This window comes from Klebsiella sp. BDA134-6, assembly GCF_015601345.1.
Lineage (GTDB): Bacteria > Pseudomonadota > Gammaproteobacteria > Enterobacterales > Enterobacteriaceae > Klebsiella > Klebsiella grimontii.
On sequence record NZ_CP064785.1, the window covers coordinates 15,637 to 41,750 of the forward strand.

Annotated in this window: 22 protein-coding genes and 4 pseudogenes; 11 read left to right on the plus strand and 15 right to left on the minus strand. The window is 51.5% G+C overall.

Annotated features, from left to right (window positions below; all coding sequences use genetic code 11):
- The first annotated feature begins 341 nt into the window (after positions 1-341).
- The 7 genes from IYV58_RS27525 to IYV58_RS27555 are packed head-to-tail and all read left to right on the plus strand — an operon-like array spanning position 342 to position 7,345.
- Positions 342-1,328, plus strand: a complete 987-nt coding sequence (locus IYV58_RS27525; protein WP_195729767.1) for an ABC transporter substrate-binding protein — start codon at positions 342-344, stop codon at positions 1,326-1,328.
- A gap of 60 nt (positions 1,329-1,388) precedes the next feature.
- The gene (locus IYV58_RS27530; RefSeq protein ID WP_049117517.1) at positions 1,389-2,231 is read left to right on the plus strand and encodes an ABC transporter permease; all 843 of its coding nucleotides are present in this window, start codon (positions 1,389-1,391) and stop codon (positions 2,229-2,231) included.
- A complete protein-coding gene (locus IYV58_RS27535) occupies positions 2,231-2,983 on the plus strand; it encodes an ABC transporter ATP-binding protein (RefSeq protein ID WP_032445134.1) in 753 nt (250 codons plus the stop codon). The genes IYV58_RS27530 and IYV58_RS27535 overlap by 1 nt, the downstream gene beginning before the upstream one ends.
- 20 nt (positions 2,984-3,003) lie before the next feature.
- Positions 3,004-4,332, plus strand: a complete 1,329-nt coding sequence (hisD, locus tag IYV58_RS27540; RefSeq protein ID WP_049117518.1) for a histidinol dehydrogenase — start codon at positions 3,004-3,006, stop codon at positions 4,330-4,332.
- Positions 4,325-5,620, plus strand: coding sequence for a hypothetical protein (locus tag IYV58_RS27545; protein ID WP_195729768.1), 1,296 nt, complete (start codon positions 4,325-4,327; stop codon positions 5,618-5,620). Before hisD ends, IYV58_RS27545 begins: the two co-directional genes overlap by 8 nt.
- A gap of 1 nt (position 5,621) precedes the next feature.
- Positions 5,622-6,587 (plus strand): zinc-dependent alcohol dehydrogenase, encoded by a 966-nt coding sequence (locus IYV58_RS27550; RefSeq protein ID WP_195729769.1) that lies wholly within the window; start codon positions 5,622-5,624, stop codon positions 6,585-6,587.
- On the plus strand, positions 6,584-7,345 hold the full coding sequence (locus IYV58_RS27555; RefSeq protein ID WP_195729770.1) for an SDR family NAD(P)-dependent oxidoreductase: 762 nt from the start codon (positions 6,584-6,586) through the stop codon (positions 7,343-7,345). The genes IYV58_RS27550 and IYV58_RS27555 overlap by 4 nt, the downstream gene beginning before the upstream one ends.
- Positions 7,346-7,350: 5 nt before the next feature.
- Here the strand turns inward: IYV58_RS27555 and IYV58_RS27560 are convergent.
- Both IYV58_RS27560 and IYV58_RS27565 read right to left on the minus strand, forming a co-directional pair.
- A pseudogene (locus IYV58_RS27560) lies at positions 7,351-7,635 on the minus strand (MFS transporter); the annotation flags it as partial.
- A gap of 17 nt (positions 7,636-7,652) precedes the next feature.
- A pseudogene (locus IYV58_RS27565) lies at positions 7,653-8,754 on the minus strand (IS3 family transposase).
- 77 nt (positions 8,755-8,831) lie between these two features.
- Between IYV58_RS27565 and IYV58_RS27570 the strand changes: the two are divergent.
- Positions 8,832-9,254: pseudogene (locus IYV58_RS27570) on the plus strand (IS6 family transposase); the annotation flags it as partial.
- A 53-nt stretch (positions 9,255-9,307) separates the two neighbouring features.
- Positions 9,308-9,415 (plus strand): annotated as a pseudogene (locus IYV58_RS28640) (serine recombinase); the annotation flags it as partial.
- A gap of 56 nt (positions 9,416-9,471) precedes the next feature.
- Here the strand turns inward: IYV58_RS28640 and IYV58_RS27580 are convergent.
- The 7 genes from IYV58_RS27580 to IYV58_RS27610 all read right to left on the minus strand — a co-directional run bounded on the left by IYV58_RS27580 (position 9,472) and on the right by IYV58_RS27610 (position 16,638).
- Positions 9,472-10,173 carry a fimbrial biogenesis chaperone gene (locus tag IYV58_RS27580; protein WP_195729771.1) on the minus strand — a complete coding sequence of 234 codons (702 nt, stop codon included), beginning with the start codon at positions 10,171-10,173 and terminating at the stop codon, positions 9,472-9,474.
- 67 nt (positions 10,174-10,240) lie between these two features.
- Complete coding sequence (locus tag IYV58_RS27585) at positions 10,241-11,251, minus strand: fimbrial protein (protein WP_195729772.1); 1,011 nt, start codon at positions 11,249-11,251, stop codon at positions 10,241-10,243.
- Positions 11,252-11,456: 205 nt separating this feature from the next.
- Positions 11,457-12,101, minus strand: coding sequence for a helix-turn-helix transcriptional regulator (locus IYV58_RS27590; RefSeq protein WP_195729773.1), 645 nt, complete (start codon positions 12,099-12,101; stop codon positions 11,457-11,459).
- A 17-nt stretch (positions 12,102-12,118) separates the two neighbouring features.
- Entirely contained in the window at positions 12,119-14,626 is a 2,508-nt protein-coding gene (locus IYV58_RS27595; protein ID WP_195729717.1) for a fimbria/pilus outer membrane usher protein, read from the minus strand.
- A 42-nt stretch (positions 14,627-14,668) separates the two neighbouring features.
- On the minus strand, positions 14,669-15,400 hold the full coding sequence (locus IYV58_RS27600; protein ID WP_195729716.1) for a fimbrial biogenesis chaperone: 732 nt from the start codon (positions 15,398-15,400) through the stop codon (positions 14,669-14,671).
- Positions 15,401-15,447: 47 nt separating this feature from the next.
- Positions 15,448-16,008: a fimbrial protein gene (locus tag IYV58_RS27605; protein ID WP_195729715.1), complete on the minus strand. Its 561-nt coding sequence runs from the start codon at positions 16,006-16,008 to the stop codon at positions 15,448-15,450.
- Positions 16,009-16,215: 207 nt separating this feature from the next.
- Complete coding sequence (locus tag IYV58_RS27610) at positions 16,216-16,638, minus strand: hypothetical protein (RefSeq protein WP_195729774.1); 423 nt, start codon at positions 16,636-16,638, stop codon at positions 16,216-16,218.
- Positions 16,639-17,334: 696 nt separating this feature from the next.
- On the opposite strand from IYV58_RS27610, the gene hha reads away from it, so the two are divergent.
- The gene (hha, locus tag IYV58_RS27615; protein ID WP_195729795.1) at positions 17,335-17,538 is read left to right on the plus strand and encodes a hemolysin expression modulator Hha; all 204 of its coding nucleotides are present in this window, start codon (positions 17,335-17,337) and stop codon (positions 17,536-17,538) included.
- 693 nt (positions 17,539-18,231) lie between these two features.
- Complete coding sequence (locus tag IYV58_RS27620; protein ID WP_195729775.1) at positions 18,232-19,185, plus strand: Rpn family recombination-promoting nuclease/putative transposase; 954 nt, start codon at positions 18,232-18,234, stop codon at positions 19,183-19,185.
- A 144-nt stretch (positions 19,186-19,329) separates the two neighbouring features.
- On the opposite strand, the gene IYV58_RS27625 is transcribed toward IYV58_RS27620, so the two are convergent.
- From IYV58_RS27625 to IYV58_RS27650, 6 genes are all read right to left on the minus strand, one after another.
- On the minus strand, positions 19,330-20,106 hold the full coding sequence (locus IYV58_RS27625) for a site-specific integrase (RefSeq protein ID WP_195729776.1): 777 nt from the start codon (positions 20,104-20,106) through the stop codon (positions 19,330-19,332).
- 50 nt (positions 20,107-20,156) lie between these two features.
- On the minus strand, positions 20,157-20,927 hold the full coding sequence (locus IYV58_RS27630) for a hypothetical protein (protein WP_227676977.1): 771 nt from the start codon (positions 20,925-20,927) through the stop codon (positions 20,157-20,159).
- A 61-nt stretch (positions 20,928-20,988) separates the two neighbouring features.
- Positions 20,989-21,276, minus strand: coding sequence for a hypothetical protein (locus IYV58_RS27635; protein WP_195729778.1), 288 nt, complete (start codon positions 21,274-21,276; stop codon positions 20,989-20,991).
- 1,069 nt (positions 21,277-22,345) lie between these two features.
- On the minus strand, positions 22,346-23,494 hold the full coding sequence (locus IYV58_RS27640; RefSeq protein WP_195729779.1) for a fimbrial protein: 1,149 nt from the start codon (positions 23,492-23,494) through the stop codon (positions 22,346-22,348).
- A gap of 505 nt (positions 23,495-23,999) precedes the next feature.
- Positions 24,000-24,743, minus strand: a complete 744-nt coding sequence (locus IYV58_RS27645; protein WP_195729780.1) for a fimbrial biogenesis chaperone — start codon at positions 24,741-24,743, stop codon at positions 24,000-24,002.
- A 40-nt stretch (positions 24,744-24,783) separates the two neighbouring features.
- Positions 24,784-25,914 (minus strand): fimbrial protein, encoded by a 1,131-nt coding sequence (locus IYV58_RS27650; RefSeq protein ID WP_195729781.1) that lies wholly within the window; start codon positions 25,912-25,914, stop codon positions 24,784-24,786.
- Positions 25,915-26,114: the final 200 nt, after the last annotated feature.

The window sequence follows — 26,114 nt, forward strand, 5'->3', positions numbered from 1 at the left end:
GGGATTATCATTGGCCGGTAAATCTTAAGACTGTTTCAAAAAAAAACGTATTCCGATCACGGCATAAGGTATATCAGCAAGCAGATGTCGAGAGATTGGTCCACCCAAATTTCATAAGGTCCTTTTCCATTTTAGGGAATAATTTCTCATTTTTTTATCTTTGAAGCTTTTTTAGTTACAAAAGAACAACCAATAAGAAACACTTATCACATTTTTTTTAACTCTTAGATATAGAAAATAACTAATTTCGCCAATAGAAGATTCTAAGTAATGATACATCTCTTGGTTTTCCTCGGACAACCTCCAGCCTGTAGCCACAATGACAACGGAAGGAAATAGCCATGTATTCTCTCCATGCAGTGAAAAAATCAATTAGTGCGTTTTTCTGTGCAGGAATGATGTCAGTTACAACTCTCTCTGTTCATGCGGAAGAAGCCACGCATGTGAAAATGGGGATTGAACCTTGGCTGGGTTATGGTCAGTGGCATATTGCCTCGGCTAAAAATCTTTTTGAAAAGGAAGGTCTAAAACAAGTCGAGATCATTAATTTCGCTGAGGATAAAGATATTAATGCCGCACTGGCGAGTGGGCAGATAGACGCTGCTAATATCGCTACCCATACCGCGATGGGAATGATTTCCGCAGGTCTCCCAGTGAAGATTGTGCTATTACTCGACCAGAGCAATAGCGCAGATGCAATTCTGGCCACTAAAGATATTTTAAGCATTAAGGATCTCAAAGGTAAGCAGGTCGCCTACGAAGAAGGCACAACCAGTGATATTTTACTCAGAAGTGCCATAGCATCTGAAGGATTATCCTTTAATGATATAAAACCTGTTCCTATGCCTGCCGCTTCAGCAGGGAATGCTATAATAGCAGGACGGGTTCCTGTTGCTGTGACGTATGAGCCCTATCTGAGCATGGCCCAAAAAAGCGATACAAATCTTAAGATTCTATACAGTGGTTCCTCTGATCCAGGATTGATCAGCGATGTTCTGGTAATACGTGACGATTTCATCAAGACTCACCCTGATGCCATTAAGGCACTTATTCAGACCTGGGGTAAAGCGCTAGACTATTACAATGCCAATACGACAGAAGGTCGCGCTATTATCTCTAAAGCAGTGGGCACGACTCCAGAAGACTTAAATACGGCATTCGATGGCGTGAAATATTTTACCCTAAGCGATAACAAAGCACTTCTGGCTCACGACTTCACAACGAAAACGTTCCCCCATATTCTTAAAGCAGCAACTGCTGCGGGCATTATCACGCAGCCCATTACAACTGAACAAACCATCGATACTCGTTTCGCAAATGCGCAATAACCACATTAAAGATCTGTCCGCTGATTTTATAAGTGGTGAAGACTTGCACACGGAGGAATTATGAGTTCTCTCGAAACTCAGAAAGTAAATGTCCATGCCAAAAAAAGGCGGTATTCAAACTTATTAACCATAGGGAAAGAGCCTACACGTTCTCAGTTCCTGACAATCTCTGTAGCAGTTTTCGTGCTGCTCCTTCTTATATGGTGGCTTGCGACATCCAGCGGCACCATTAAACCCATTTTCCTGCCAGGAATCGAGAATGTCCTGCTTCGGATGATAACTCTTGCGCAAAACGGAACGTTACAGAGTGATATTGCCAGCAGCCTTTATCGCATGATCATTGCTTTCACTATTTCGTCATTAATGGCAATTATCATTGGTGTTTTAGCTGGGTGCTATGGGTTATTCAAGGCGATTGTTGAACCGCTTGTTGACTTTATCCGCTATATGCCAGTTGTTGCTTTCGTCCCCCTTACCATCTTGTGGACAGGCACTGATGATATACAGAAATTTCTAGTCATCTGGATCGGTACTTTTTTTCAACAGGTACTGATGATGATTGATGCGATTAAACGTGTTCCATCTGATTTTGTCGGTTTGGGCAGGACACTCGGCTTGTCAGACCGAAAAACTCTCCTCCAGATTGTCATTCCTTCCGCGTTACCCTCGATATGGGATGCATTACGCATAAGTCTTGGATGGGCATGGACATGGCTTGTTCTTGCTGAACTTGTAGCATCAACTTCTGGGCTTGGCTATCGGATCGTCGTTTCTCAACGCTATTTTCAGACAGATACGATCATCGGCTACATACTCCTGCTTGGTTTCCTGGGGCTCATTACTGATCAAATTATGCGTGCAGCTGAGCATGTACTTTTCCGTTACAACCGGAGACGTTCCTGATGGCAATTTTGACGCTTAATAAACTGGAAAAAAGTTTCTCATTGGGCAAGACCCGGCGTCAGGTTCTGCATGGCATTGACCTCACGCTCAACGATAACGAGTTCGTTTCTATTGTCGGCTCATCTGGGTGTGGAAAAAGTACCATGCTGTCAATAGCTGCAGGTCTGGAGGATTTCGATAAGGGTGATGTTCTTGTTGATGGTGAATCAATAACAGGCCCAGGACTGGACCGTGGAGTGGTATTTCAGTCATACACGCTGCTTCCATGGCTGACAGCTAGAGGCAATATTGAGTTTGCTTTAAAAGCAGCAGGAACACCAGCCAGAAGATGCCGTGAAATCGCTCAAGAACATCTTGAACTCGTGAAACTGGGCAATGCTGCAGACCACTGGCCCAGCGAACTTTCCGGAGGAATGAAGCAACGTGTTGCCATTGCTCGAGCACTTTCCTACCGACCTAAGATTCTTCTGATGGATGAACCGTTTGGTGCTCTTGACGCCATGACTCGCCATCAAATGCAGCAACTACTTATCGAAATCTGGGAGAAACACCGCCTCACAGTAATGTTTGTTACTCATGATATCGAAGAGGCGGTCAGGCTTTCCGATCGGATAGTGGTAATGGGTCAAGGATATATAGACACCACTTTCCATGTTGAGTTATCTCGCCCTCGACAGGAGGGTATAAATCGTGAACCAGAATTCATTGAACTTCAGCATGAAGTACTGAACCGTATTCATCAACACTCCTAATTAACTGTTAAGGATTAAACATGTCTCCGACATTTCATGACCTTTCGAATTCCGAAGTACTGCCAACCCATTTATTCAAACGCACAGAATCTGATTTGTCATTTTTCATCGAAAAGGTCAAGCCGATAATTGAGGCCGTTAGGTCAGAAGGCGACCAGGCTCTAATCCGTTTCGCTCGTGAGTTTGATGGTGTGCGACCAGAGACCTTTTCTATAAAGGCAGAAGAGCAAGAGTTTGAAGACGCATTTGCCCGCGTTGACCCGGAGGTAATCGAATCAATTCGTTTCTCCGTCGAAAATGTTCGTGCATTTCATGAGGCACAGAAACCAGAGGAAATGTGGTGGAAGGAGATGAGACCGGGGGCTTTTGCCGGTGATCGCCATGTTCCGATAGATGCTGTTGCCTGCTATGTTCCTCGTGGTAAAGGCTCATTCCCGAGCGTACTGATCATGACAGCAGTCCCAGCCATCGTGGCGGGAGTCCCGCTTCCGGTCGTAATCACCCCTCCCGGCCCCGATGGGAGGGTCGATGATGCAACGTTGATTGCTGCGCGTCTTGTTGGTATCAAGAATGTGTATAAATGTGGTGGCGCACAAGGTGTGGCTGCAGTCGCGTTTGGAACTCAGTCAGTACCAAAATGCCTCAAAATCGTAGGACCTGGCAGCCCATGGGTAGTGGCTGCGAAACGTCAGTTATCAAGCCTAATTGATCCAGGTATACCAGCAGGGCCGAGTGAGAGCCTGATTCTGGCTGATGACTCTATCGATGGTGCGCTGGCAGCGCTTGATCTTCTTATAGAATCCGAACATGGCCCAGATTCATCAGCTTATTTGGTAACTTCTAGCCCTCGTGTAGCTGAAGAAGCTATTGCCGCATTACCCATATACTGGAAAAAAATTGGAGAAAAACGTGCAGAGTTCTCCCAGAAAGTTTTGTGCGGCTCTCACGGAGGTGTGGTGCTGACAAAGGATTTCTCTACAGCTATTGAGTTCGTAAATCAGTACGCACCTGAACACCTGGAGGTACTTGCACAGGAACCTATGGATGTAATGACGAAAATTCGTAATGCCGGTGAAATATTACTTGGCGAACATACTCCAATCACTCTGGGTAATTTTGTACTTGGCCCTAATGCTGTTCTGCCAACAAACAGCGCAGCGAAAACGTCTGGTCCTCTCTCCGTTTTTGATTACCTCAAGAGAATCTCCATCGCCTATGTAACAAAAAGTGGCTACAAAGATCTGGCACTGCAAGCTAAACGCCTTGCAGAGTATGAAGGATTCCCTGGGCATGCTTTAGCCGTTTCGGACATTCGCCAGGATTTGCTAAAGGGAAGTAAGAATGACTGAACTTTTACGCCCAGCCTATGCAGCGGAAGCGCGCAGGTTGACGCAGGAAGGCAAGTGGGAGTTGGCCAGTGAAAAGCTCAGCCAACTGATCACCGAAGTTACTGGTGAACAAACATTAAGCCTGCAGATTAATCGTGACCAATATAGTCTGAATTCTTTGAATGGGCGTGTTTCATTGGTAAATGGCCGTTCCTTTTTCTTTAAGTATCATCATGAAGAGGGAGAAGAGCAGACTATTCAAGAATATTACCGGGCGGCACTTTTGCGAGATCACGGTTTTGATGTAGATATCCCCGTCTACGCCTGCGGAGAACCTGGACGCCAAATTCTACTGTATAAGCTTCGCGATGATAAGCGGCTAGCAGATGTTTGCCGAGAGATTGAGACCAAATCGGACTGGGAGAAAATAGGACCGGTTATCGAAGCTCAACGTTATGCTGATCACAACATTTTATCCCATACGTTACCGACCTTGCGCATGGCGTCAACTGAGAAAGTAGCATCTGAACCCATTCATCAGTTGTTCTGGAATCGGCTAGTTTCGCCTGGCCATGACATCGGCCTTGGTGGTCGTGTAGCCAGCTTTTATGTCAATCAGGAATTTATTCTTGGTGACATGCAGTTGGACTGGCAGACACTGAGTAGTCTCCACTGGCGTATAAATGGCGTGTCATATGAAAAAAGTCTGCGAGAGCTCTTTTTAGAGGCTGGTCGTGAGTTAGACCCTCAGAGGTTAGCAGATCATGGAGTCGTTGTTGCTCACGGCGATGCCCATAACGCTAATGTATGGTATGAAAACCATCACAGCAAACCCAGGCTGGTTAGTTTTGATCCTGCCTTTGCCGGAAGTTCCATTCCAGCGTTGCTGGCTGAAATTAAGGCAACTTTCCATAATATATTTGCTCATCCTTGCTGGCTGTATGAAGCGGATGAAGCGGCAGAACGTTATAACGTGAGTGTAGCGCGAGATGGCAATACCCTTACTGTCAACCATGACTGGCAACTGACTCCTTTACGTAAAGCATTCCTTGAAAGCAAAGGGGAATTGTACTGGAAACCTCTGCTGACAGAAATGAAACGAAAGGGATGTCTACCTGATAACTGGCATCAAATTATGCGTCTTGCTCTTTTCTGTTGCCCAACATTAGTTATGAACTTACGGGGTGGTTCTGACAGCGTTCATAATGCAACAAGTTCAGCCATAGGTTTTTCCATTGCAGTCATGCTGGGTTGCGATGGGGATGATTATTTTAGCCGATGGATGTCCGCTCTTATGACGGAGAACTAATATGAAAGCAGTACGCTTATATGGTATCAGGGAAGTTAAAATAGAGCATTCTGCTCCACCGACGTTAAAATCGGGATGGGCTAGAGTTCAAGTACATGCTGCGGGAATATGCGGATCTGATTTACACAATTTCATAACCGGTAAATGGTTTAGCCGGTTGCCTGTTACGCCCGGTCACGAGTTGTTCGGAGTGATTGCTGAAATTAACGAAAGCGAAAGTCTATTCAGAGTCGGTATGCGCGTCGTCGCTGATTCTCGGGTATGGTGTGGACGTTGCTTTTTTTGCCTTGCCGGGGAAAATAACCTCTGTGAAGAACTAGGCTTTGTCGGTGAAGTATTCGATGGCGGATTCGCTGAAGAAGTGATACTTCCCCTACAAAACTTACTGATTGTCCCTGATAGTGTTCCTGATGATATCGCCGTGCTGAGTGAGCCTCTGGGTGTTGCACTCCGGGTGATTAATCAACTGAACCCATCTGCAGGTGACACGGTTTGTGTAGCTGGTGGGGGGACGATAGGCGGCTTAACCGCATTACTGCTTAGCCGGCTAAAAAAATGCCGGGTTCAGCTACTGGAACCTAATAAACAGCGTTATCAATTACTTTCATCAGTTGTTGGCCTTTCACCGCCCGGCACATTTTCATTCGCCGTCGAAGCTTCCGGACACCCGGCCGCGCTCATTGATCTCCTGAGTAGTATCAGGTCTGGTGGACGCATTGCCCTCGTGGGTATTTTTCATCATTCGAAGGAGCTGGATCTTAATAAGGTAGTTGAAAAAGAGATTACTCTTATTGGCTGTAGTGTGTTCCAAGATGAACAGAATGAGGCATTGCAGGTAATGGCTTCACTGGCGGAGGATTTAAGAAAGCTGATTGCGCCTCCCATTACTCTTGATGAGCTACCGGATGCCTATATGTCTCTCATCTCAGGAGACTCTCACTATCTCAAAACGGTGACCAATCAATGAATGTGTTATCTACATTTTCGCTAAAAGGAAAAAGAGCCCTGGTAACCGGTGCGACCAGAGGAATTGGTTATGTCCTCGCCAGAGCTCTTGCACAGGCAGGAGCCAGCGTCATTATAACTGGCAGGCATCAAGCCACCCTCACTAAAGCGGTTGACGCACTTACCCTGGAAGGTGCTGAAATAACAGGATTACTTCTGGATGTGACACAAACATCTCGCATTACTGAGGTCATTTCTGGCATCGGTAGAATCAATATTCTGATCAATAATGCAGGCATTGAGCAGGTTTGTCCGTCACTTGAAGTAAATGAAGCGCTTTGGGACAACATTGTCGGGACCAACCTGAAAGGGGCTTTTTTCTGTGCTCAAGCAGTAGCGAAAACCATGGCTAGTACTGGAAAAGGTGGAGTTATTATTAACCTCTGCTCATTAACCAGTTGCGTTGGCGTATCTGGCGCAGCGGCCTACGGTAGCTCTAAATCGGGATTGGTCGGGCTAACGAAAGCGCTCAGTACGGAATGGGCGGCTCATAACATTCGGGTGAACGGTATCGGGCCGGGATATTTTGAAACAGAGATGACGAAAGTATTTTATCAAGATGCACAGTGGCGTAGTACTATGCAGCAAAAGATCCCCCTTGGGAGATTTGGTGAGTTAGATGACCTCGCGGGAAGCGTGGTATTTCTTAGCTCAGAGGCCGCTAAATATATTACCGGACAAACTTTATATATAGATGGCGGCTATTTGTCCTCTATTTAACGGTTTTATTCTTCCGGCGTTGTTAAAGTGGAATGGATCACCATAAATAATGCGCAAAGCGCGAGCAGTACGGCCCCGCCGGTAAGTAGCCACCCGGCGTGATGAAACGCGGTTAAGCTCCCCCGGGTATGGGCAGATCTGACATTGCAGGCGGTCACCAGCGCCGCGCCCGCCATCGCCCCAATGCGCTTGAGGATATTCAGAACGGGTGCGGCATCAGCGACGTGACGGCTGCCAGCCATAGCCAGGCCCGCAGCCATCGCGGGCACTGTTGCCAGGGCTAAACCGAACTGTAAATAGACCCGTTTTAGTTCCAGGCATTTTTTGAGATCCCGGCCAAATGATTGTGTTGCCGATATTCCTCCGGCGTCATATTGTTCAGTGATTGATGAGGGCGTTCACAGTTATATTCTGACACCCATCTTGCCGTGATTTCCCGCACTTCATTCAGTGTTCTGAACAGATAAAAATCGAGTATTTCTGTACGGTATGTTCGGTTAAAGCGCTCAATAAAAGCATTCTGCGTCGGCTTACCCGGCTGAATAAATTCCAGTTTTACTGCATGTTGCTCTGCCCATTCAGCCAGTACAAGTGAGATAAATTCCGGACCATTATCCATGCGTAGCTTGACCGGATAGCCGCGATCCTGTCGAGTACACGGATCACGCGCAGAGCTGGCAGATTCAGATCGATTTCAATCGACAACGCCTCACGGTTAAAGTCATCAACGACATTGAACGTGCGAAAACGACGACCACAGACCAGGGCATCATGCATAAAATCGACAGACCAGCTCTGGTTCAGCGCTTCCGGTGTGGCCAGTGGCGAGGGATTACGCACTGGCAACCGTTGTTTGCCTTTACGGCGAAAATTCAGCTTCAGCAGACAATAAATACGATGGATCCTTTTGTGATTCCACGGGTATCCCTGCCGCCGCAGAACCTGGAAAAGTTTTGGAAAACCGTACCGTGGGTATCGCTCTGCCATTGCCTGCAACGCGACAATAACGGGTTCGTCACGCGTGGTATCCGGACGGTAATGGTAAACCGTTCTGCTCAGGTTCAGACTCCGGCAGGCCTGACGGATACTGAGTCCAAATGTTGTTATCAGATGAGTGACCAGCTCACGCTTAAAGGCTGGTTTTAAAGCTTTTTTTCGATAACGTCTTTCAGCGCCCGGTTCTCAAGGCTCAGGTCGGCAAACATCTGTTTGAGACGCCGATTCTCGTCCTCAAGATCCTTGATCTTTTTAATATCAGAAGCCTCCATGCCGCCGTATCTGGACTTCCAGTTGTAGTAGGTGGCCTCAAAGATACCGGCCTCCCGGCAGACATCTTTAACAGTTCGTCCGGCTTCAACCGATTTAATTACGGCAATGATCTGATGCTCAGTAAAACGGGCTTTACGAATAGCGATCTCCTTTGTTGGCAGATTGATTATGCCGGAGGATCTCTAAAAGTGAATGGGCCGTTTTGCCGGAATACTTACATTTGTACCGCGCCGTCGACAGCATGGGGAAGACCATCGATTTCCTGCTTACCGCCAGACGGGATGCGGCAGCAGCGCTGCGCTTCTTCCGCAAAGCCATCAGCCACCACGGCGAGCCCGAAGTGGTGACCATAGATAAAAGTGGCGCCAATACCGTCGCTCTGGCCATGCTCAATGCCGACAAATCCGCAGAGGAAAGCATCACCATCAGGCAAAACAAGTATCTGAATAACCTGGTAGAGCAGGATCACCGCAATATCAAACGCAGGATACGTCAGATGCAGGGATTCAAATCATTTCGCAGTGCACAGACCCTTCTGACCGGCATCGAGCTGATTCACATGATACGTAAAGGGCAGTATCAACATTCGCACAGTGATAGATTGTCACCCGCAGAACAATTTTATCTGTTGGCTGCCTGAAAAACAATCAGTGCAACTTCTGCCGCCCCTTTGCCATTAATGCGACAGAACCATTAATCCGCACTCTGCGCCTGGTCAATGGAAAATCGCTACGAGAAACAGCCCGTCTGGCTGGCGTGTCAAAAATGACGGTCATCAGAGTCTGCGCCAGCGTTGATTAGCTGTCCCCGCACGGAAGTGTACCGGATATTCGGTTTCAGCAGACTGGATGTTCGGTTCAGGGGACCACACGCTGTGCCAGCGGTTCGATACCGCCCTCATCGCTGATGTAAGCCGGGTAAATCGTGGCGGCACTTTTGTTTGTCCGGAAAAGGGTCTTCCCGCCCGGGGCCATCATCCCGCCGTCGGCCACCGGCACTTTGCCCTCCTTGTCCTGCGTGATACGCGCTACAGAGACAAAGTAGGGGGTGGGATTATAACCCTCTATACCTCCGCTGACTTTTTTCCAGGTGACCGACTTTCCTGCGGCATTCGCGCTGCCGGCCAGCCCCTGAGGACGGTAGAAAATCTTGAGCCGGGAACGGACGGCCAGCTGGAGCTGGTTGTTTTTGTCCTTGCGGGAGGCCGGTATTTCCAGGACGTTGAGCCAGAATAATGACTCTTTGTCGCGGGGCAGGGCCTCACCGGTGTACATCATACGTAACGTCTGTCCCTTGCCGGCGTTAATCCGGTTGATGGGGGGCGTGAGGGTGAAGGGCGCCCGGGCGGTCTCCGGCGTGGCATCCGGGTCACCGGCATCAATCCAGACCTGGGCCAGGGCGGGTTTTTGCCCGACATTGTCGATTTTCACCGTCACTTCTTTCTCTTTTTCCGGGTAAACAAAGCGGGTGCCGGTAATAACTATATCTGCGTAAGCGGATGCCATGAAAACAGTCATACAGATTAGAAATTTATAAAGAAACAAAATTTTTAAATGCATAATTTCCAGCCTGTTAATATATTTGAATACAAAGATTTAAAGATTTAACTGTTAATCTGTTTTCACGTTATTGATATGTTACGGTAAAAACTACGGCACCTTTTGCCAGCCCGGCCTTTACTTCACTTTCATACTGAACATACCTAGCCTGCATAGGGATAACATATGTGTTATTATCATTAGTGTTCAGATTTTTCAGTTCAAATCCTGATGAACCATCCAGCGAGATGCTGGTGCTGTCATCTGCCTGTGACAACTCAATCCCTACGCCCGAAGCTGCATTTGGACCACTCTCGATTTTGGCTAATTTAGTATTGTTTGATACAGTCCCATAGGCACTGTTAAAAGTTAATGCTACCTTGTTTGGTACTGTTTCACTGTGTAAATCATTCATCCACATATCGTAGAATCCATAACCGTAAAAAGGAGGACAGTCGACCAGTCTTATATCAAACTTTTTCCATGGTGTAACTGTTCCTGGTCCGGTGAAGCCATTCACTTCATGACTACCCAGATCTACATCTATTTGGGGAGCCGATATCTGACAGGTTTTAGTGTGCAGTGTTATATCTCCCTGAAACTGTATTGTTAATACATTTTTTTCGTCGGCAACAGGTGTTTTTGCCCCTAATCTTATCCTGAAGGTAGGAAATGATGATGCTGATATTTTTTGTATACCAGTCTTATCTACCGGCCCTGTTTTGATTAACTTATATGCTACTTGTTGTGACGGATTAATGTTTAATATAAGCCCTTGTCCCACAGTGTAATCACCTTCCCAGTAATCAGGGAAGGTAGTTGCTGTATTGTTGAAACTCCATATACTAAATGATACGCCTACACCTGTTACATTTGTAGGGTAAATAGCCTCCCCCCCGGATATTACAGGAGGACCAAGAGGCATTGTTACAACCTCAAGGTTTCTATATATCATAGCAGTCACGAATTCATTACAGGTGTATTGGATATACTGTCCTCTTGATTTAAATATAGAACTGGAATATATAATTCCTCCTATCGGAAGATCTTCCCCTACAGTCGATAATCCATTACCTAGGACTGGGACGTTGTCCGTCAAATTCCATCCGTGTTGACTGGTAAATTCACATTCTATCGCCTGAGCCGCCCCGGAGAACAGCCCGCTCAGGACCAGTATCCCGGACAGCAGCCGCTTAACGCCACCGGACCGCGCGTGTGTCTTCATCCGCATTTTTTTCATCTCTGCCTCTCTGACCGCATGCCGCGGTGTGTTCATCCGGATAACCGGCCGCATCCGTCGCCGCTCACAGCGCGAGGGTGTCCCGCAGACTCCGCAGCGCCTGCACCGGCGCCGGGCGCACCCCGACCGCCTTCAGCTCCCGCATAAAGTCATACACCCGCAGCAGGGCATACAGCTCACGCCGGTTCGCCAGACGGTACTTCTTCATCACTTCCGTCCGCATCCGGTACACGCTCTTCACGTTCAGACCCAGCGCCTCATGCATGTCCCGGATACCGTAACCGCACGTCAGGAACAGCACCAGATGACGCTCCGACGCGCTCAGCCGCGAGAACAGCGCCGGCGTCCCCGGCAGCGACCCCGTCGCCAGACCCGTCACCAGACGCACCAGCTCTCGCCGGACCTCCGCCACCGGACCGTCCAGACGCAGGTGCGGCACACCGTCGAAGCTCGCCCCCGAGTACGACATGAACCCGTACGCATCCGCCTCACGGATACGCGACAGCAGTCCCTTCCGCGCTTCCGCCGGACCCCACAGGCACGCCGTGTCAACCAGCACCACCCGGACCGCTTCCTCCTCTGCCGGAGCCGCCCGCTGCAGCCACCCCAGACCCTCGTCACTGAGCACCCGCAGCGCCCGTGCCAGATACGGGTCCGGCGTCACCGTCTCCACCGACACCCGCGGTCCCGGCCTCATCCTCTTCTCCATGCTGTTTCCTCCGTCCGTCACCGGCACACCGCCGTCAGCTTCCTGAACCCGCCCGCCGGCTTCTCCTCCGTGGTCCGGTAGTCCAGCCGGCACTGCTCACCCGCGCCGCTGCCCCATTTCACCGTCAGCACACCCGATGCCGTCTCCGTCAGCGCATATATCTGCCCCGACTGGCCCACGCTGCCCACGTTCATCCCGCCGGCCGCCGTCACCTCCGCCCCGAACGGCAGCGGCTGGCCCTTCGCGTCCGTCGCGCTGATGAGCAGCGGATACCCCTTACGGGTGCCGAACGTCACCTTACTCACGGCACCCCAGTGCGGCGCCACCTTCTCGGTGGTGTTGCTGAGCTCCACCTCCTGCGGCAGCCCTTTCGGGTCGATGCTGATTTCGTTCATCTCATACGGCGTCAGGTACGGGATGGCCGCGTGCCCGAAGCGGTCGATTTTCAGGCCCGGGTAGCCCCCGACCTTCGCGCCTTTCGCCTCCTTCGCCTCCACCACCGCGAAGGTGTCCCCGGTGTACGGCGTCGCCACGATACCGTTCTGCCACGCTATCACCGTCCCGCTCGCCCCCAGACTGGTGTTCTGGTAGTGCTTCCCGGCGCCGTAGCTTGCCGTCAGGTGAGAGTAGGGCGTCCGCCACCCGCCGCTCGCCGTCATGCTGCTCCCGGTCCCCTGGTTATAGTTCGCCGCGGTCAGGCCGTAGTTATACTGGTTGTCCTCGCCGTAGCTCCCCGACAGCCCTATCTGCTCCCCGGTCCGTCCGTTGCCGCTCTTGTTCAGGCTCGCCGTCAGCATCGGCACGTGCTTCTGGTCATACCCGCCCAGCGGGGCCGAGATGTTCAGCAGGAAGTTGTTCTCCATCTTCCCGCTGTAGTTGCGCACGCGGCCGGCGCTGAGGTTGTAGTTCACCCGCCCGATGTTGTTGCTGTAGCCCGCCTGGTACTGGATGTCCGACTTGCTGTTGTTCCAGTAATCCTGGGTGTAGCCCGTCAGGTAAATCTGTCCCCACCCGGGACCGAGCCCCTGGTTCATGGTGACGTTCAGGCGGTTCTTCGGCCGCCAGATCCCCGAGGCCACGCCGCCGCGCTTCTCCTCATCGATGGCGCGCATCGCGGTCTGGTAGTCGTAATAGCCCGACGTCGAGAAGCGGTAGGCCGCGATGGTCAGGTTGCTGTCCGTCTCCGGGAGGTACTTGCTGTAGCTTATCTGGTAGCTCTGCCCGCTGTTCGACGGCTTCTCCGTGGTCTCCAGGTGCACCCGCGCCTGGGTGATGTCCGCCGAGAAGGCCCCGATGGCGGTGCTGATGGCCATCCCCAGCTGGATGGCGTAGTAGGCCGCGCCGCTGCCCTGCAGGCCGGCGTAGCCGGTCAGGCTGTTGGTCAGCCCCCGCTGGTAGGTCGCCTGGTAGAGCGTCGGGTTAAACGACAGGCTCGGGTCATTGAGCCGCCCGGCCACCACGTCATAGCGGTGGGCGCCCGGGCGCAGCAGCTGGGTCACGGAGGCGAAGGGCACCTGGAACGTCTGCACGCTCCCGTCCGCCTCGGTCACCGTCACGTCAAGGTTGCCGCCGTAGCCGGTCGGGTACAGGTCCTCGATGCTGAAGGCCCCCGGCGGCACCGTGGTCTCATAGATGATGCGGTCGTTCTGGCGCACGGTGACCCGGGCGTTGGTCCGGGCGATACCCCGGATGTCCGGGGCGTAGCCGCGCCGCGACTGGGGCAGCATCCGGTCGTCGCTGACCAGCTCCACCCCGCGGAACGGCAGGGTGTCGAAGAGCTGCCCGCCGGTGGAGGTCTCCCCGGCCAGCACCCGGCCCAGGATGGAGGCGATGTCCTTCTGGACGTAGTTGTTGGTCGACTGGTATTTTCCCCCGGCCCCCTGCTGACGGATGTAGCTTCCGTCGTGGCGGAAGTACCATCCGCCGAGGTTAAGGCCCGCGTTCAGGCCAATGTACGACGAGGTGTAGTCCCGCCCGCGTGAGCGGGTGGTGTAGGTGCTGGCGTTATAGCCCAGCAGGGCCGCCGGGATACCGGTGTCCCACAGCGCCGGGCTGACGTAGCCCCGGGCGGTGTTGCGCATCATCGCCTGGGGGATTTCAATGTCCAGGCGCTGGACCGAGGAGTCGAACGTCACGCTCACCCCCGGCAGCAGGGCCGGCAGGTCATAGCATGCCTGTTTCTCCCGCAGCGCGTCGGTGAAACTCCCGGGCACCCGGTCAAAGTTGAGGTTCAGGTTTTTAATCAGCTCCGCGGTGAGGCAGGGGCGCACCTGCCCGTCCGCCTGCGCGGCGAACACCACTTTCTCGTGCGCCACGCTCTCGCCGTTAACGAAGATATCCGTGGACCAGGTGCCCGGGGAGGCCGCGCTGCCGCTCTCAAAGCGCGACAGGTCGATTTTCTCCGTCCCGCCGGTGCTGAGGAAGACCGGATCGAACGTCAGGTCCTCGTTCCCGGCCGCCGCCAGGGTCGGGCTCATCACGGCCGCCATGACCGCGAGGGCAATGCATGAATACTGCAGGCGCATGACGCTGTTTCCTCGTGAAGACGCTGTAAAAAAGAGGCCGGGTTACAGGGTGTAATCGACCTGACGGAGGGCACCCCAGTCGTTGACGTACTCGTACGTCAGGACGGTGCCGGCCCCGGCGCGCACGCCGGCCGGCAGGGTGAAGGTCTGGCGGCCCTTCGGCGGCACCATCTCGCCCTCCACGGACCCCCGGTTCCCGGCGCCCTTCACGGAGACCGAGACCAGGGAGACAAAATAGGGTGATGCGTTGCTGGCGGTGAGCGTGCTGCCCGCCACCGACCAGGTCAGGCGGTCAGCCGCCTCGCTGGCTTTTGCGCGGTCAGCCAGGGCTGCCGGGCGGTAGAAGAGTTTGATGCGGGTGCGGAACGCCACCTGAAGCCGGTTGTCTTTTTCATTCTTTTTCAGGGCCGGGACTTCGAGCACGTTCAGCCAGTAAACGGATTCCCTGTCCTGCACCAGGGCCGGGGAGCCGGTGTAGCTGATGCGCAGGGTCTGGCTCTTGTCAGCGTTGATGCGGTTCACCGGAGGGGTCAGGGTGAACGGGGTGCGCAGCCGGTCGGGGGTGGCGTTTATGTCTCCGTCGTCGATCCAGCTCTGGACCAGGACCGGCAGGGTGCCGGTGTTGGTGAGGCGCACGGCCACCTCCCGCTCGCCGCCGGCGTAGACCACACGGGTGCCGTTGACGATGACGCTCGCCGGTGCCGGAAGAGAGATGACCGCGGTCAGCAGACAGACAGCAGCAGAGAACGTGCGGATAAGGGCTGAAGAGGCCATAACATACTCCTGAATGGCGGGGGGAGAGACTCCCCCCGGGATACGGATTACTTGTACTGCAGGTTGTAGACGACGCTGCTGGTCACGGTACCCGGCGTGGTCTGGGCGTTGGCGTAGTACTCGACCGCGTACGGCAGGAAGGCGGTGCCGTCAGTCTGGATGTCGACGTAGGCCATGCCGTTCACCTGGTCGGTGTTACCGACGTTGATCGGGGCGTAGCTGTTGGACGCGTCCAGCAGGCGCAGGTCAACGTTAGTGGCGGAGCCGCTGACGTTTTTCAGGCGACCGGTGCTGAGGTCAACGGTGTTGCCCGGCTGGAAGAACGCCGAGACTTTGGAGTGGCCGCCTTCGGTGCCGATAACGCACTTAGAGACGTTCATGTTGAACGAGGTGCGCCCGGTGGTGTTGCCGGCGGCGGTCAGCTGGTTCACGCCGACGGTCGGCAGCACGATGGTGGCGTCAGAGCCCTGGCCGTTGATGTCCACTTCACAGGTGGTGTCGGTCAGCTCACCGTTGAAGGTGATGGTGCCGGTGGAGGCTGCCTGGGCAGACAGGGTGGCCGCGCTCAGGATAGCGAACAGGGACGCGCTGATGACTGACTTTTTCATAATATTGTCCTTAATGAATGATTCGTGGTTAACCATGATTCAGGCAAAGCGAACCCTGCCCCGGCTTCATGCTGCCGTTACAAAAAATGACGGAAGATACGCGTTAAAATAAAGACGCCACTGCTTTCTTTATCCGGCGGTCCGGCATAATTCATCTTGTTTCAGTAAATACTGACGAGCACGGGTGAGTGAAAATAATATTCACGCTCAGTGCTGCGGTTCCAGCGGGAGAATAATACCGATATCCCGGATGGGGTAATGCATCAGGACGCCGATTTCCACGCCGGAGATAATAAAGCCGCTGTTGTTGACCCGGTATAAAAAAGGCTGAACAAAGCCGCACTTCATAAAGACGGTCCTGAGGGTGTTGACGGAATGCCAGAGGCGCTGCTTGCTGCACTTCAGGCCGTAATTATCAAACACCTCTGCCATAATATCCCGGTCTTCAATCATGTGATTACCGGCATGATTGAGAATATACTGCAGCAGCCGCGCCATGGTGGGCCGCAGACGCAGGCTGACACCGGAGAGAGTATTAATCAGCAGGGCCGGGGAAATACGGTACTGGAGATTATCCCCGATACTGTATCCGTAAAGCGCCTGCTGTAAATGGCCCGGATTTTTTGTCATCACCGGCGTACCTCTCGCTTGATATTAAGTTTCACCAATGTGGCGGATTCTATATAAATAAAATCCGTTATCAATAAGACACATCAGTGACCATAAACCGCCATAACCACCACCTTCATCAGGTATTTATGCTGTATAAAAACGCAATCCGCGACATTAACATCTTAATGATGCATATCAATCCCTGTCATCCAGGAGTAAAAGTGAAACCCGGTAGTCAGTCAGAAAACATAAAATATTTTCGAATGAAGGTTTTGCTGTGAAATAAGTATAGGGCCTCAGAGGGGGAGGAAAAACCTTTTTCATTCACCGTAATTATTGATAAGCAAAAAAAAGGGATGTGAAGCCGGTGTTACAATAATGCGATGAATGATACCGGTAATAACACTGTAAAATCAGACAGATACAGATATCGTGAAACGCGTGCAAAAACCCTTATCAGACCTGATATAAGAAAAAAACGGTGCAATAAGCGTTGGGGGAGAATATATCCGGCCTGAATGTTAATTAACTGTTGCGCAAATAAGTCGGTATTACGGAAGAATTAACAGGTGGCGATGCTGAGCGCTGGCGGGTGCGGAGGAAAAATCTGATAATGCCGGGACCCGGATACCCCGGGATAAAACGGGAGTGGACAGGGGGAGGGCGGGAAAAATAAGATAATAAGCTGAATAATACCGGAGTGAAAGCAGAGTGATGACAAAACAGGACTGGATATACCGTCTGCGGCGGTGCACGACGGCGGAGACGCTGGAAAAGGTGACGGATAAAAATAAATACACGCTGACGGAGGATGAGCTGGAGGTTTTTTACGCGGCGCTGGACCACCGGCGGGCAGAAATGGTGATGAACCGGCTGTATGATAAGGTGCCGGCGGAAGTGTGGAAGCATGTGAAATAGCCGGGGGAGAGTGAAACAGAGAAAAGAATAAACAGAGAAACCCGCAGGGTGATAATGCCGGGTGGCACCGGATGAGGAGAGCGGGAGGACGATAAGGATACGGAAAGGTATTACCAGTGGAAAGATCTCCTGCCTGATAAAATAACCTCCGGAGGACTTCCCGCAACAGACACATAAACGCTCTGGGCTCAGCAATGAAGTTATCATCATGACCTGCAGGAGTACAAGACGGTATAAAAGAGCAGATATCCATTGATATCTGTTCCGGGAGTCAGTAAAAAGATAAATGCAAACTAATCCGGCGTTATTTTAGTTTCATTCTGCGAGCTTATAAGCGTGCCCGGTGTATGAATGAAGCATTTAACTCCCCTGACAGGTCTGTAAACGTTCTGATAAAGATTAAATCATAAATAACAAACCTGCAGAGTTAAAATCACTCAGCGTAATAACTGAAGAGTCAGGGCGTGACTGAACAGTTCTCACTGAAAATTGTCCTGCAGAAAAAGGCGCGGCCCGGATACAATGATCGCTCACCGAAGAGCGGTGAATTTTCGTTGGGCGGGAGAGTCACCACACTGCAGAGCTTAAGGAGATAAGGGGGTCTGGAAAGAAAGAGCTTATCATCCGCCAGGCCATTATGTGCCGCCCCTGCCTGTGATAGCATATCCGGGTCATGTTTCAGAGCCAGGGCTGATGAAGAAGAAAAACAGCACACCCACTCCTCACGATGCCACGTTCAGGCAGTTCCTGACGCAGCCGGAAATAGCCCGGGATTTTATGGAGCTGCACCTTCCGGCAGAACTGCGTGCCATCTGTGACCTCACGACGCTGAAGCTGGAATCCGGCTCGTTTGTTGAGGATGACCTCCGCCAGTATTTCAGTGACGTTCTCTACAGCCTGAAAACCACCGCCGGGGATGGCTACGTCCACGTGCTCATTGAGCACCAGTCGTCGCCCGACAAACATATGGCTTTTCGCCTGATACGTTACGCGGTAGCCGCCATGCAGCGCCATCTGGAAGCGGGCCATAAGAAGTTGCCCCTGGTGATACCGGTCCTTTTCTATACCGGGAAGCGCAGCCCCTATCCGTACTCCACCCGCTGGCTGGATGAGTTTGACGACCCCGTGCTGGCAGGCAACCTCTACAGCAGCGCTTTCCCGCTGGTTGATGTGACCGTTATTCCGGATGATGACATCGCCGGCCACCGCAGTATGGCAGCCCTGACCTTACTGCAGAAACACATTCACCAGCGCGACCTCGCTGAACTGGTTGACCGGCTGGCGCCCATTTTGCTGGCCGGCTATCTGTCTTCATCCCAGGTGATTTCGCTGGTACACTATATAGTCCAGGCAGGCGAAACAGCCGACGCCGAAGCCTTTGTACGCGAACTGGCACTGCGTGTGCCGCAACACGGGGACGCACTTATGACCATCGCACAACAGCTCGAGCAAAAAGGTATTGAGAAGGGTATCCAGCAGGGGATAGAGAAGGGCATCCAGTTGGGTGAACAACGTGGTATTGAAAAAGGCCGCAATGAAGGCAAGCTGGAAGTTGCCCGTACCATGCTCAGGAGCGGTATTGACCGCAGTACCGTCATGCAAATGACCGGTCTGACGGAAGACGACCTGGCGCAGATACGCCACTGATTCATCCCTCCTGAGAACGTGATAAGTGCCCGGATGAGGCAAAGTACCTCCCCGGCATTTCATTCTGAACCCCTTGTCTGTTCAGAACTCGCTTCTGGACAGGCAAGGGGTTGGACAAGCCTGCGGCGCGTCAGTCTGTAGCCGTTAAATCCGTTCTTTCAGCATCGCCACCGCCTCGGTCCCCGGCATCTGGAACTGAACACGGTGGCGTGCCGCCACATCGAGCGCAAACACTTTCGTGTAGACCTCCGTCGAGCTAATCGATTTATGCCCCATCAGAGACTGCAACACCTTCAGTGGAATGCCGGCATACAGCATGTGCATGGCGTAACTGTGCCGGAACGTGTGCGGTGTCACCGTTATCGAGAATGTGACGCCATCAGCAGCAGCTGCATCAACGGCTTCATTCAGCCAGGTGCGTACGGTACGGTCGGTAATCTCCCAGATGCGGGCCTTCTCGGTTCGGCCGGTCCGCTTGTTGCGACGCTCGAGAGGAATTTTCAGGGTGGCCACCATCATCTGCAGCTGGCTGACGTACTGGTGATCGGAGAGAGGCACCAGACGGTGGGCCTGACTGTCTGCAGGGGCACGACCGGCTGTTCTGGCCGCTTTCTCGGTGCGCTGCTTGAGTGTGGCCAGCTGCACGAACGGATACGATGGCGTCAGCGAAAAATCACTCCGCGACAGGGCAAGCGCCTCGTTTATCCGGGCGCCCGTATTCCAGAGGGTGGCCAGCAACATCTTGCGGTGAAGGTCGGGCACGTAATGGAGCAGGGCGCTGACTTCCGGCGCCAGCAGATATTTCGGTAGTTCATCCTGAACAAGGGCCATCTGACGCAGGGCCAGCGCGGCCGGGTAGTCGATGGCAACAGGTAATGATGTGTTGCTTATTGGTATAAAACTAGTGGGAAGTGAAGTCATCGACATTACCCCGTATGAAAATGTTCATGAATTGTGTCACGGTGGTGATATCAGAATATGCCATCATTCATCCTGTATAGTGCATCCTCCTGTAGAAGGGTTTCAGCCGCCACGCTAATAAAATTACGTACTGTGCTGATAGCAATTTGCACACTCCCCTGGCTGATATATATAGGTTCAAGAGATTTGGTAACCCCATTACGGTGTACCAGTGCGTTTCGGACCTTAATTACCCCCTCAAGTTCCTGCAACGGCCACTCATGCGGTGTTGTCAGCATTGTTGAAAAATACAGACCTATTACTTTGTGGCTCTGAAACGTTTTCTTCGCCACAAGAGACTGAGCTCGCCAGGTGTAAACCTTCTCAGGAGTGACTGTATCCGGCTCCTGCTCGACCCATTTGGAAGCACGTAATTTTCTTCTGTCTTCCTTATTAGCAATCAGCGAATCAGCTGCCTGCAGAAATATCCGCAAATGTGGAGGATGATTAAGAAGTGCCCTGGCGCTGTACATCAGAAAGCTGTCCAGTACACTCACGCAATGAACATAAGCCATCCGCTCGATAATCCTGGGTTGGTTGAACTGCAGCAGGCTCTCTAACTCATCCAGTTCAGCCTTTGCATCCTGCAGGCGGTCAGGAATACTGGTCAGTGAAGCTTCAAAACACTGCTGTTCGGCTGCCTCATCCATCCAGTCCTGAAACCAGCTGTATTCCTGTGCTGCCGCATCCCATTCAGGAGTTCCTTCCTCAGCATCCGGATAATTTTCTGCAATCCATTCGTCACGCCGTTCCTCCTGCATTTCAAACAGCAGTTCTTTCATACTTCCCATTTGAACCTCGCCATCAATGATGTAATCCCGCCATCAGTGATTAACCGCATTTTCAGCCGTGCTCCAGCGTCAGATAAAAAAGTTGTTCATCTTCCTCTGTCAGCTCCGTCAGTCCGTCGCCGTCAGGTTCGCTTCCCACCGGCCAGTCATCCACCAGGTCGGCATTTTTCATGAAACGCCATGTCCGCAGGTTGCGGTCAAACCGGGCAAGGCGCCGGTTTTCATACGTCACCATGGATCTGTCACCTGAGCTGATGATCTGCAGCCAGATACGATTATGCCCGAGCGCCTTCAGCGCTCTGTACATATTCGTCATATCCACTATTTTCCTGTCGCCCATCGTTTAGATCCTTACCGTGAAAATAGTCACCATCTGTAATTATGACGCTCAGCGCAAGTGATTGTACCTGCCTTGTAACAGTCACTCACATGACTGTTTATCTAATAATATTAACTTAGTAATAATATTACTATGCTTATAATAACCATACATATAGACACACTGATAAATTACCGGATGGCCAGTTCCGGTAGATCCGACTTTTCCGTTATTTAACGGTTTCCGGAAGTCTACCACGATCAGGAAGTCAGCGAAGCCCGGGTTTTTGCTGCTGCGTGCCGGGTCGCGGGCCAGGGAGTAAACACTATATAGAAGAATTTTCAGCTTATGGAGTGGCACATGTTGTGTTTCAGGGCCGCTGCGCGTCGGGGACAGGAACGAAGATCCGGAATTACCGGTTTTCGGATCTGAGAAGGAAAGAATAAATATTAATGCCAGATTCAGAATAATTACAGCATACTTATAACAAAAATGCATTATTGCTGGTCATGCATCAATAACAAGAATTATTTACTTAAATTTCAATAACAGAGCGGAACGGTTAGTTCCCATGTGAATGATGTGCCTTTGTTGTGAACCTGGCACCGTGGAGCGACGGAACCAGGAATAAGCTGTCCCGACGCTTGCGGGGAACTGGCGTGTACAGATATTCGTGGGAAACTGACGAAATCTCCGTGTTACACGGTTAAGGGTATGGACGATGATTTTCAAAATTCGCTGAAACACTCCGGAGATACAGAATAAAGGACCTGATGCTCAGTGGCACTGATTTTTCACATCAGGGATGTTTATGTCTGATAAATGAATGCATTACGGACAGTGAAAACAGGCTTATAACGTGTATTTTTATTCGGTAAAGGGCATTTAACGGGTACAGCAGTCCGTTCATCGAATATTCAGATACCCTTTCTCACCTGAAATGAGTTTTCGTTCAACAGAGTATCAGACCCCGTTAATAAACCGACAGTACTGACTGACTATTTTTAACCCGGTCAGGTCAGCAAATCTTCAGGCAGTGACAAGAAATTGTTTCCGTCATATTTTATCTGAATAGCCTGTCTGCAGGTCGTCAGTAGTAATTGATTGTGAAAATAATCCGGCCATCAGCGGGCCCTGGCGTTACACTGGTATCCGTCTTTATATAACGGGCAGCCAGTGGATAAATTATTGTGCCGACACCATTTTTCGGAAGATCCATATTAGCTGAGGCAGCCAGATTAAAGGGAACCGGACCGGTTGTGGAGGTCGCGCCATGAGCAATCTGAATCCCCACCCCGGTTGCTGCATTCGCTGAAGGGGTGACAGCCATAATACCATTTGCTGCATTCAGAATGCTGTTGACCGGTGAAAGCGTGACGCTGAATTTGTTACCTGTCGATGCCGGTATTGCGCCTGTCGATAAATTAACGGGATTAGATTCAGGGTAATATCCCCGGAAAGTCGGACAGTCTGTCAGTTTAATCGATGAATCAACCCATGGCGTCGCAGAGCCAACACCGGTAAGCGTTGACACATCATGAGATCCCAGATGAACGTTCACATCCGGCGTGGTACAGGTTTGTGCCGAAACATTCAGTGATCCGGAGAATACTATTGTTCTTACAGTAGCAGGCAGGCCTTTGATGTTTGTGCTGTTTGCCGTAAAAAAACGTTTCACAACAGGAAAACTGGATGCCTGTATCGTATAGTTTCCCGGCGGGGTATCCCCGATTTTCACCAGTGAAAAATCAAATGCACTGCTAACCGAAAGCCTGAGCGTCGTTCCGGAGTTTTGAACGGTTATATCAATGTTTGCGGAGGTGATCAGTGGTGAAGATGTTGTCACCGCTTTAAACGAATACCATACAGCGATCCCGACTCCTGGAATATTAGTGGTGTAGACTTTCCCTCCATAGGGTGAGCCAGACCATGTGGAAAGAGGATAGGGAGCGGTTTCAATGCCCAGATTATAATTAACACTTCCTGACTCACCGTTTGTGCTTGTTGTCTGGCACTGAATCAGGTTTGTCCAGTCTGTCTCGCGCCATGTCCCCCGGTAGAGTACGGTTCCCGGCGGCAGATCCGGGCCGGCAGAAATGTTTAACGGTTTAATCTGTAACGTATCTGTTCGTGTATTTTCAGGAAGGCACGTAATTGTTGCCTCAGCCATACCTGAAAACAGAAAAAATAGACTCCCTGTAAGAAAGGCGTATAACTTCAGGCCCAGGATGGGTTTCATTCTTGCTCCGACTTCTTTACTGAAGTGACGTTGATATGAATAATATGCAGTCAGTATGTTAATTCATGACATACACTGTATTATTACGTGATGACCGTTGGTTCTCTGTCATTCACGTTAACAGAAACCCGGAGTAAACGCTCCGGACAATGTCCGGAAAAACAGGCTGTCATCTTCGGCGCAGGACTGCCCTGATTTTTTATTTTCCTGGCGGGCTAAAATTTTTACAGGGAAAGTTATTGCTCTGTATCTGACCTTTCAGCATGTTGAGTTAATACTCAGATGAAGACAGATAGGTGTACTCCCCTCGCTGAAAGGGGCAGGAATCCTGATCCCCTCCGGGGATTAACAGCCCCCCCTCTTTTTCATCATCACTGTCATTTATTTCGCCGGCAGGTCAGGCTTCAGACCGGTCAGGGAAGAAGTTCAGCCGTCATTACCTTGTTATTCCTGTAATATCTTTCTTTTGTCTTCCGTCATATCATCGCGGTGTCTTCGGGGCTGATTATGGCATGCCTCCGTTTACCACACGCTGTGCCAGCGGTTCGATACCGCCCTCATCGCTGATATAAGCCGGGTAAATCGTGGCGGCACTTTTGTTTGTCCGGAAAAGGGTCTTCCCGCCCGGGGCCATCATCCCGCCGTCGGCCACAGGCACTTTGCCCTCCTTGTCCTGCGTGATACGCGCTACAGAGACAAAGTAGGGGGTGGGATTATAACCCTCTATACCTCCGCTGACTTTTTTCCAGGTGACCGACTTTCCTGCGGCATCCGCGCTGCCGGCCAGCCCCTGAGGACGGTAGAAAATCTTGAGCCGGGAACGGACGGCCAGCTGGAGCTGGTTGTTTTTGTCCTTGCGGGAGGCCGGTATTTCCAGGACGTTGAGCCAGAATAATGACTCTTTGTCGCGGGGCAGGGCCTCACCGGTGTACATCATGCGTAACGTCTGTCCCTTGCCGGCGTTAATCCGGTTGATGGGGGGCGTGAGGGTGAAGGGCGCCCGGGCGGTCTCCGGCGTGGCATCCGGGTCACCGGCGTCAATCCAGACCTGGGCCAGGGCAGGTTTTTGCCCGACATTGTCGATTTTCACCGTCACTTCTTTCTCTTTTTCCGGGTAAACGAAGCGTGTCCCTGTGACCACAATGCCTGCAAAAACCGCGTCCGTACTCATCAGAAATAACAGACTGCTCCATAAAAAATGTCTGAACATACCAATAATTCCGAGTGATGGCAGCAATGCTGCATTCATTCAATCCGTCAAAGAGTTACCGTCATCAGATTAGAGTCTTCTACTGATAAGTGATGGTAAAGACGACCGAGCCATTTGCCTTACCTGCTCCCACCGTCGACTCCGTCTGTACATACCGGGCTTTCAGGGGAATGGTATAGGTGGCATTATCATCTTTAGAAAGATTCAGCAGGGGGAATCCTCCGGAGCCATCCAGCGCAATACTGTCTGAATTCTCTCTCTGAGAAAGCTCTATCCCCACACCTCTCGCCGCACTGGGCTCCTGATTAATCTTAGCCAGCAACGGGTTGCCGTCGACAGTACCATTCGCGCTGACAAAACGAATGCTAACCTCATTCTCTGTGCTTTTGTCTATTGTCTGGCCACTAAATTGCCGATAGGTGTAGTCACCATAACCATAGAACGGCGGGCAGTCTCTCAGGACAATATCGAAATTTTTCCATCCGGTTGCAGTACCGGGTCCACCAAAGTCTGTTACCGGATGCTGGCCTAAGTCCACGTCTATATCGGGTGTCGCCAGCTGGCAGGTTTTGGTGTACAGGGTGGTATTGCCGCCAAAATTAATCGTCGCAAAAACATGGCTGGTCGGAAAGGGTAATTTCGACCCTGATGTCACCTGAAACGTCGGCAATGCCGCCCCCGTAACCTGCTGGGTACCCGGCGGTACGGGGCCTGTTTTTATCAGTTCCAGTTTAATATATGAATACTGCCCCAGCCCTTGCGTATAGGTGCCGTAGCCTATTGGCACGGTGGTGTGCTCCCAGAGCCCGGGATACTGAGAAATATATCCCGAAGCTGTCAACAGAGTAATAACAGCACCAATCCCCGGGACGTTAGTCGGGAATACATCCCGATCTCCCACACGCGTGGCCGGCCCGGACGGAGTTGATATGACTTCATATTTTGTATAGGTGTTCATGGGGGAGGTGAAGCCCGCCTCTATATCCTCAACCGTGAAAGTACACTCATAAGCGGTTTTATTACCACTCCCCTGGTAGTTATGATTATATAAAACCTTGCCCACGGGAACGTCTTCCCCGACCGTGGACATGGCCGGCCCCACAACCGGTGTTGAAAAATTATCAAAAAAAAGCTCTGTGAACCCGCAGGTGGCCGCCCGGGCAGAAGACGCAAACACACACATCAAAAAGACCGCCATAATAGTTTTCATAACGGAACCGTTCAGCTCTGATGACAGTCTCATCGGTGACCTCATAAACATAATTTTTACCTGTATGGTTCAGTTCGCTGTGACACGGCTGACTGTCCGTATAAGCGGTGCCAGCCAGCAATCCCTGACTTATGCCCGGAATATTGAGCAAATCACACCGGTGTGCCGGATTGTGTTTCCTGGCCGCACGGCGTTTTATT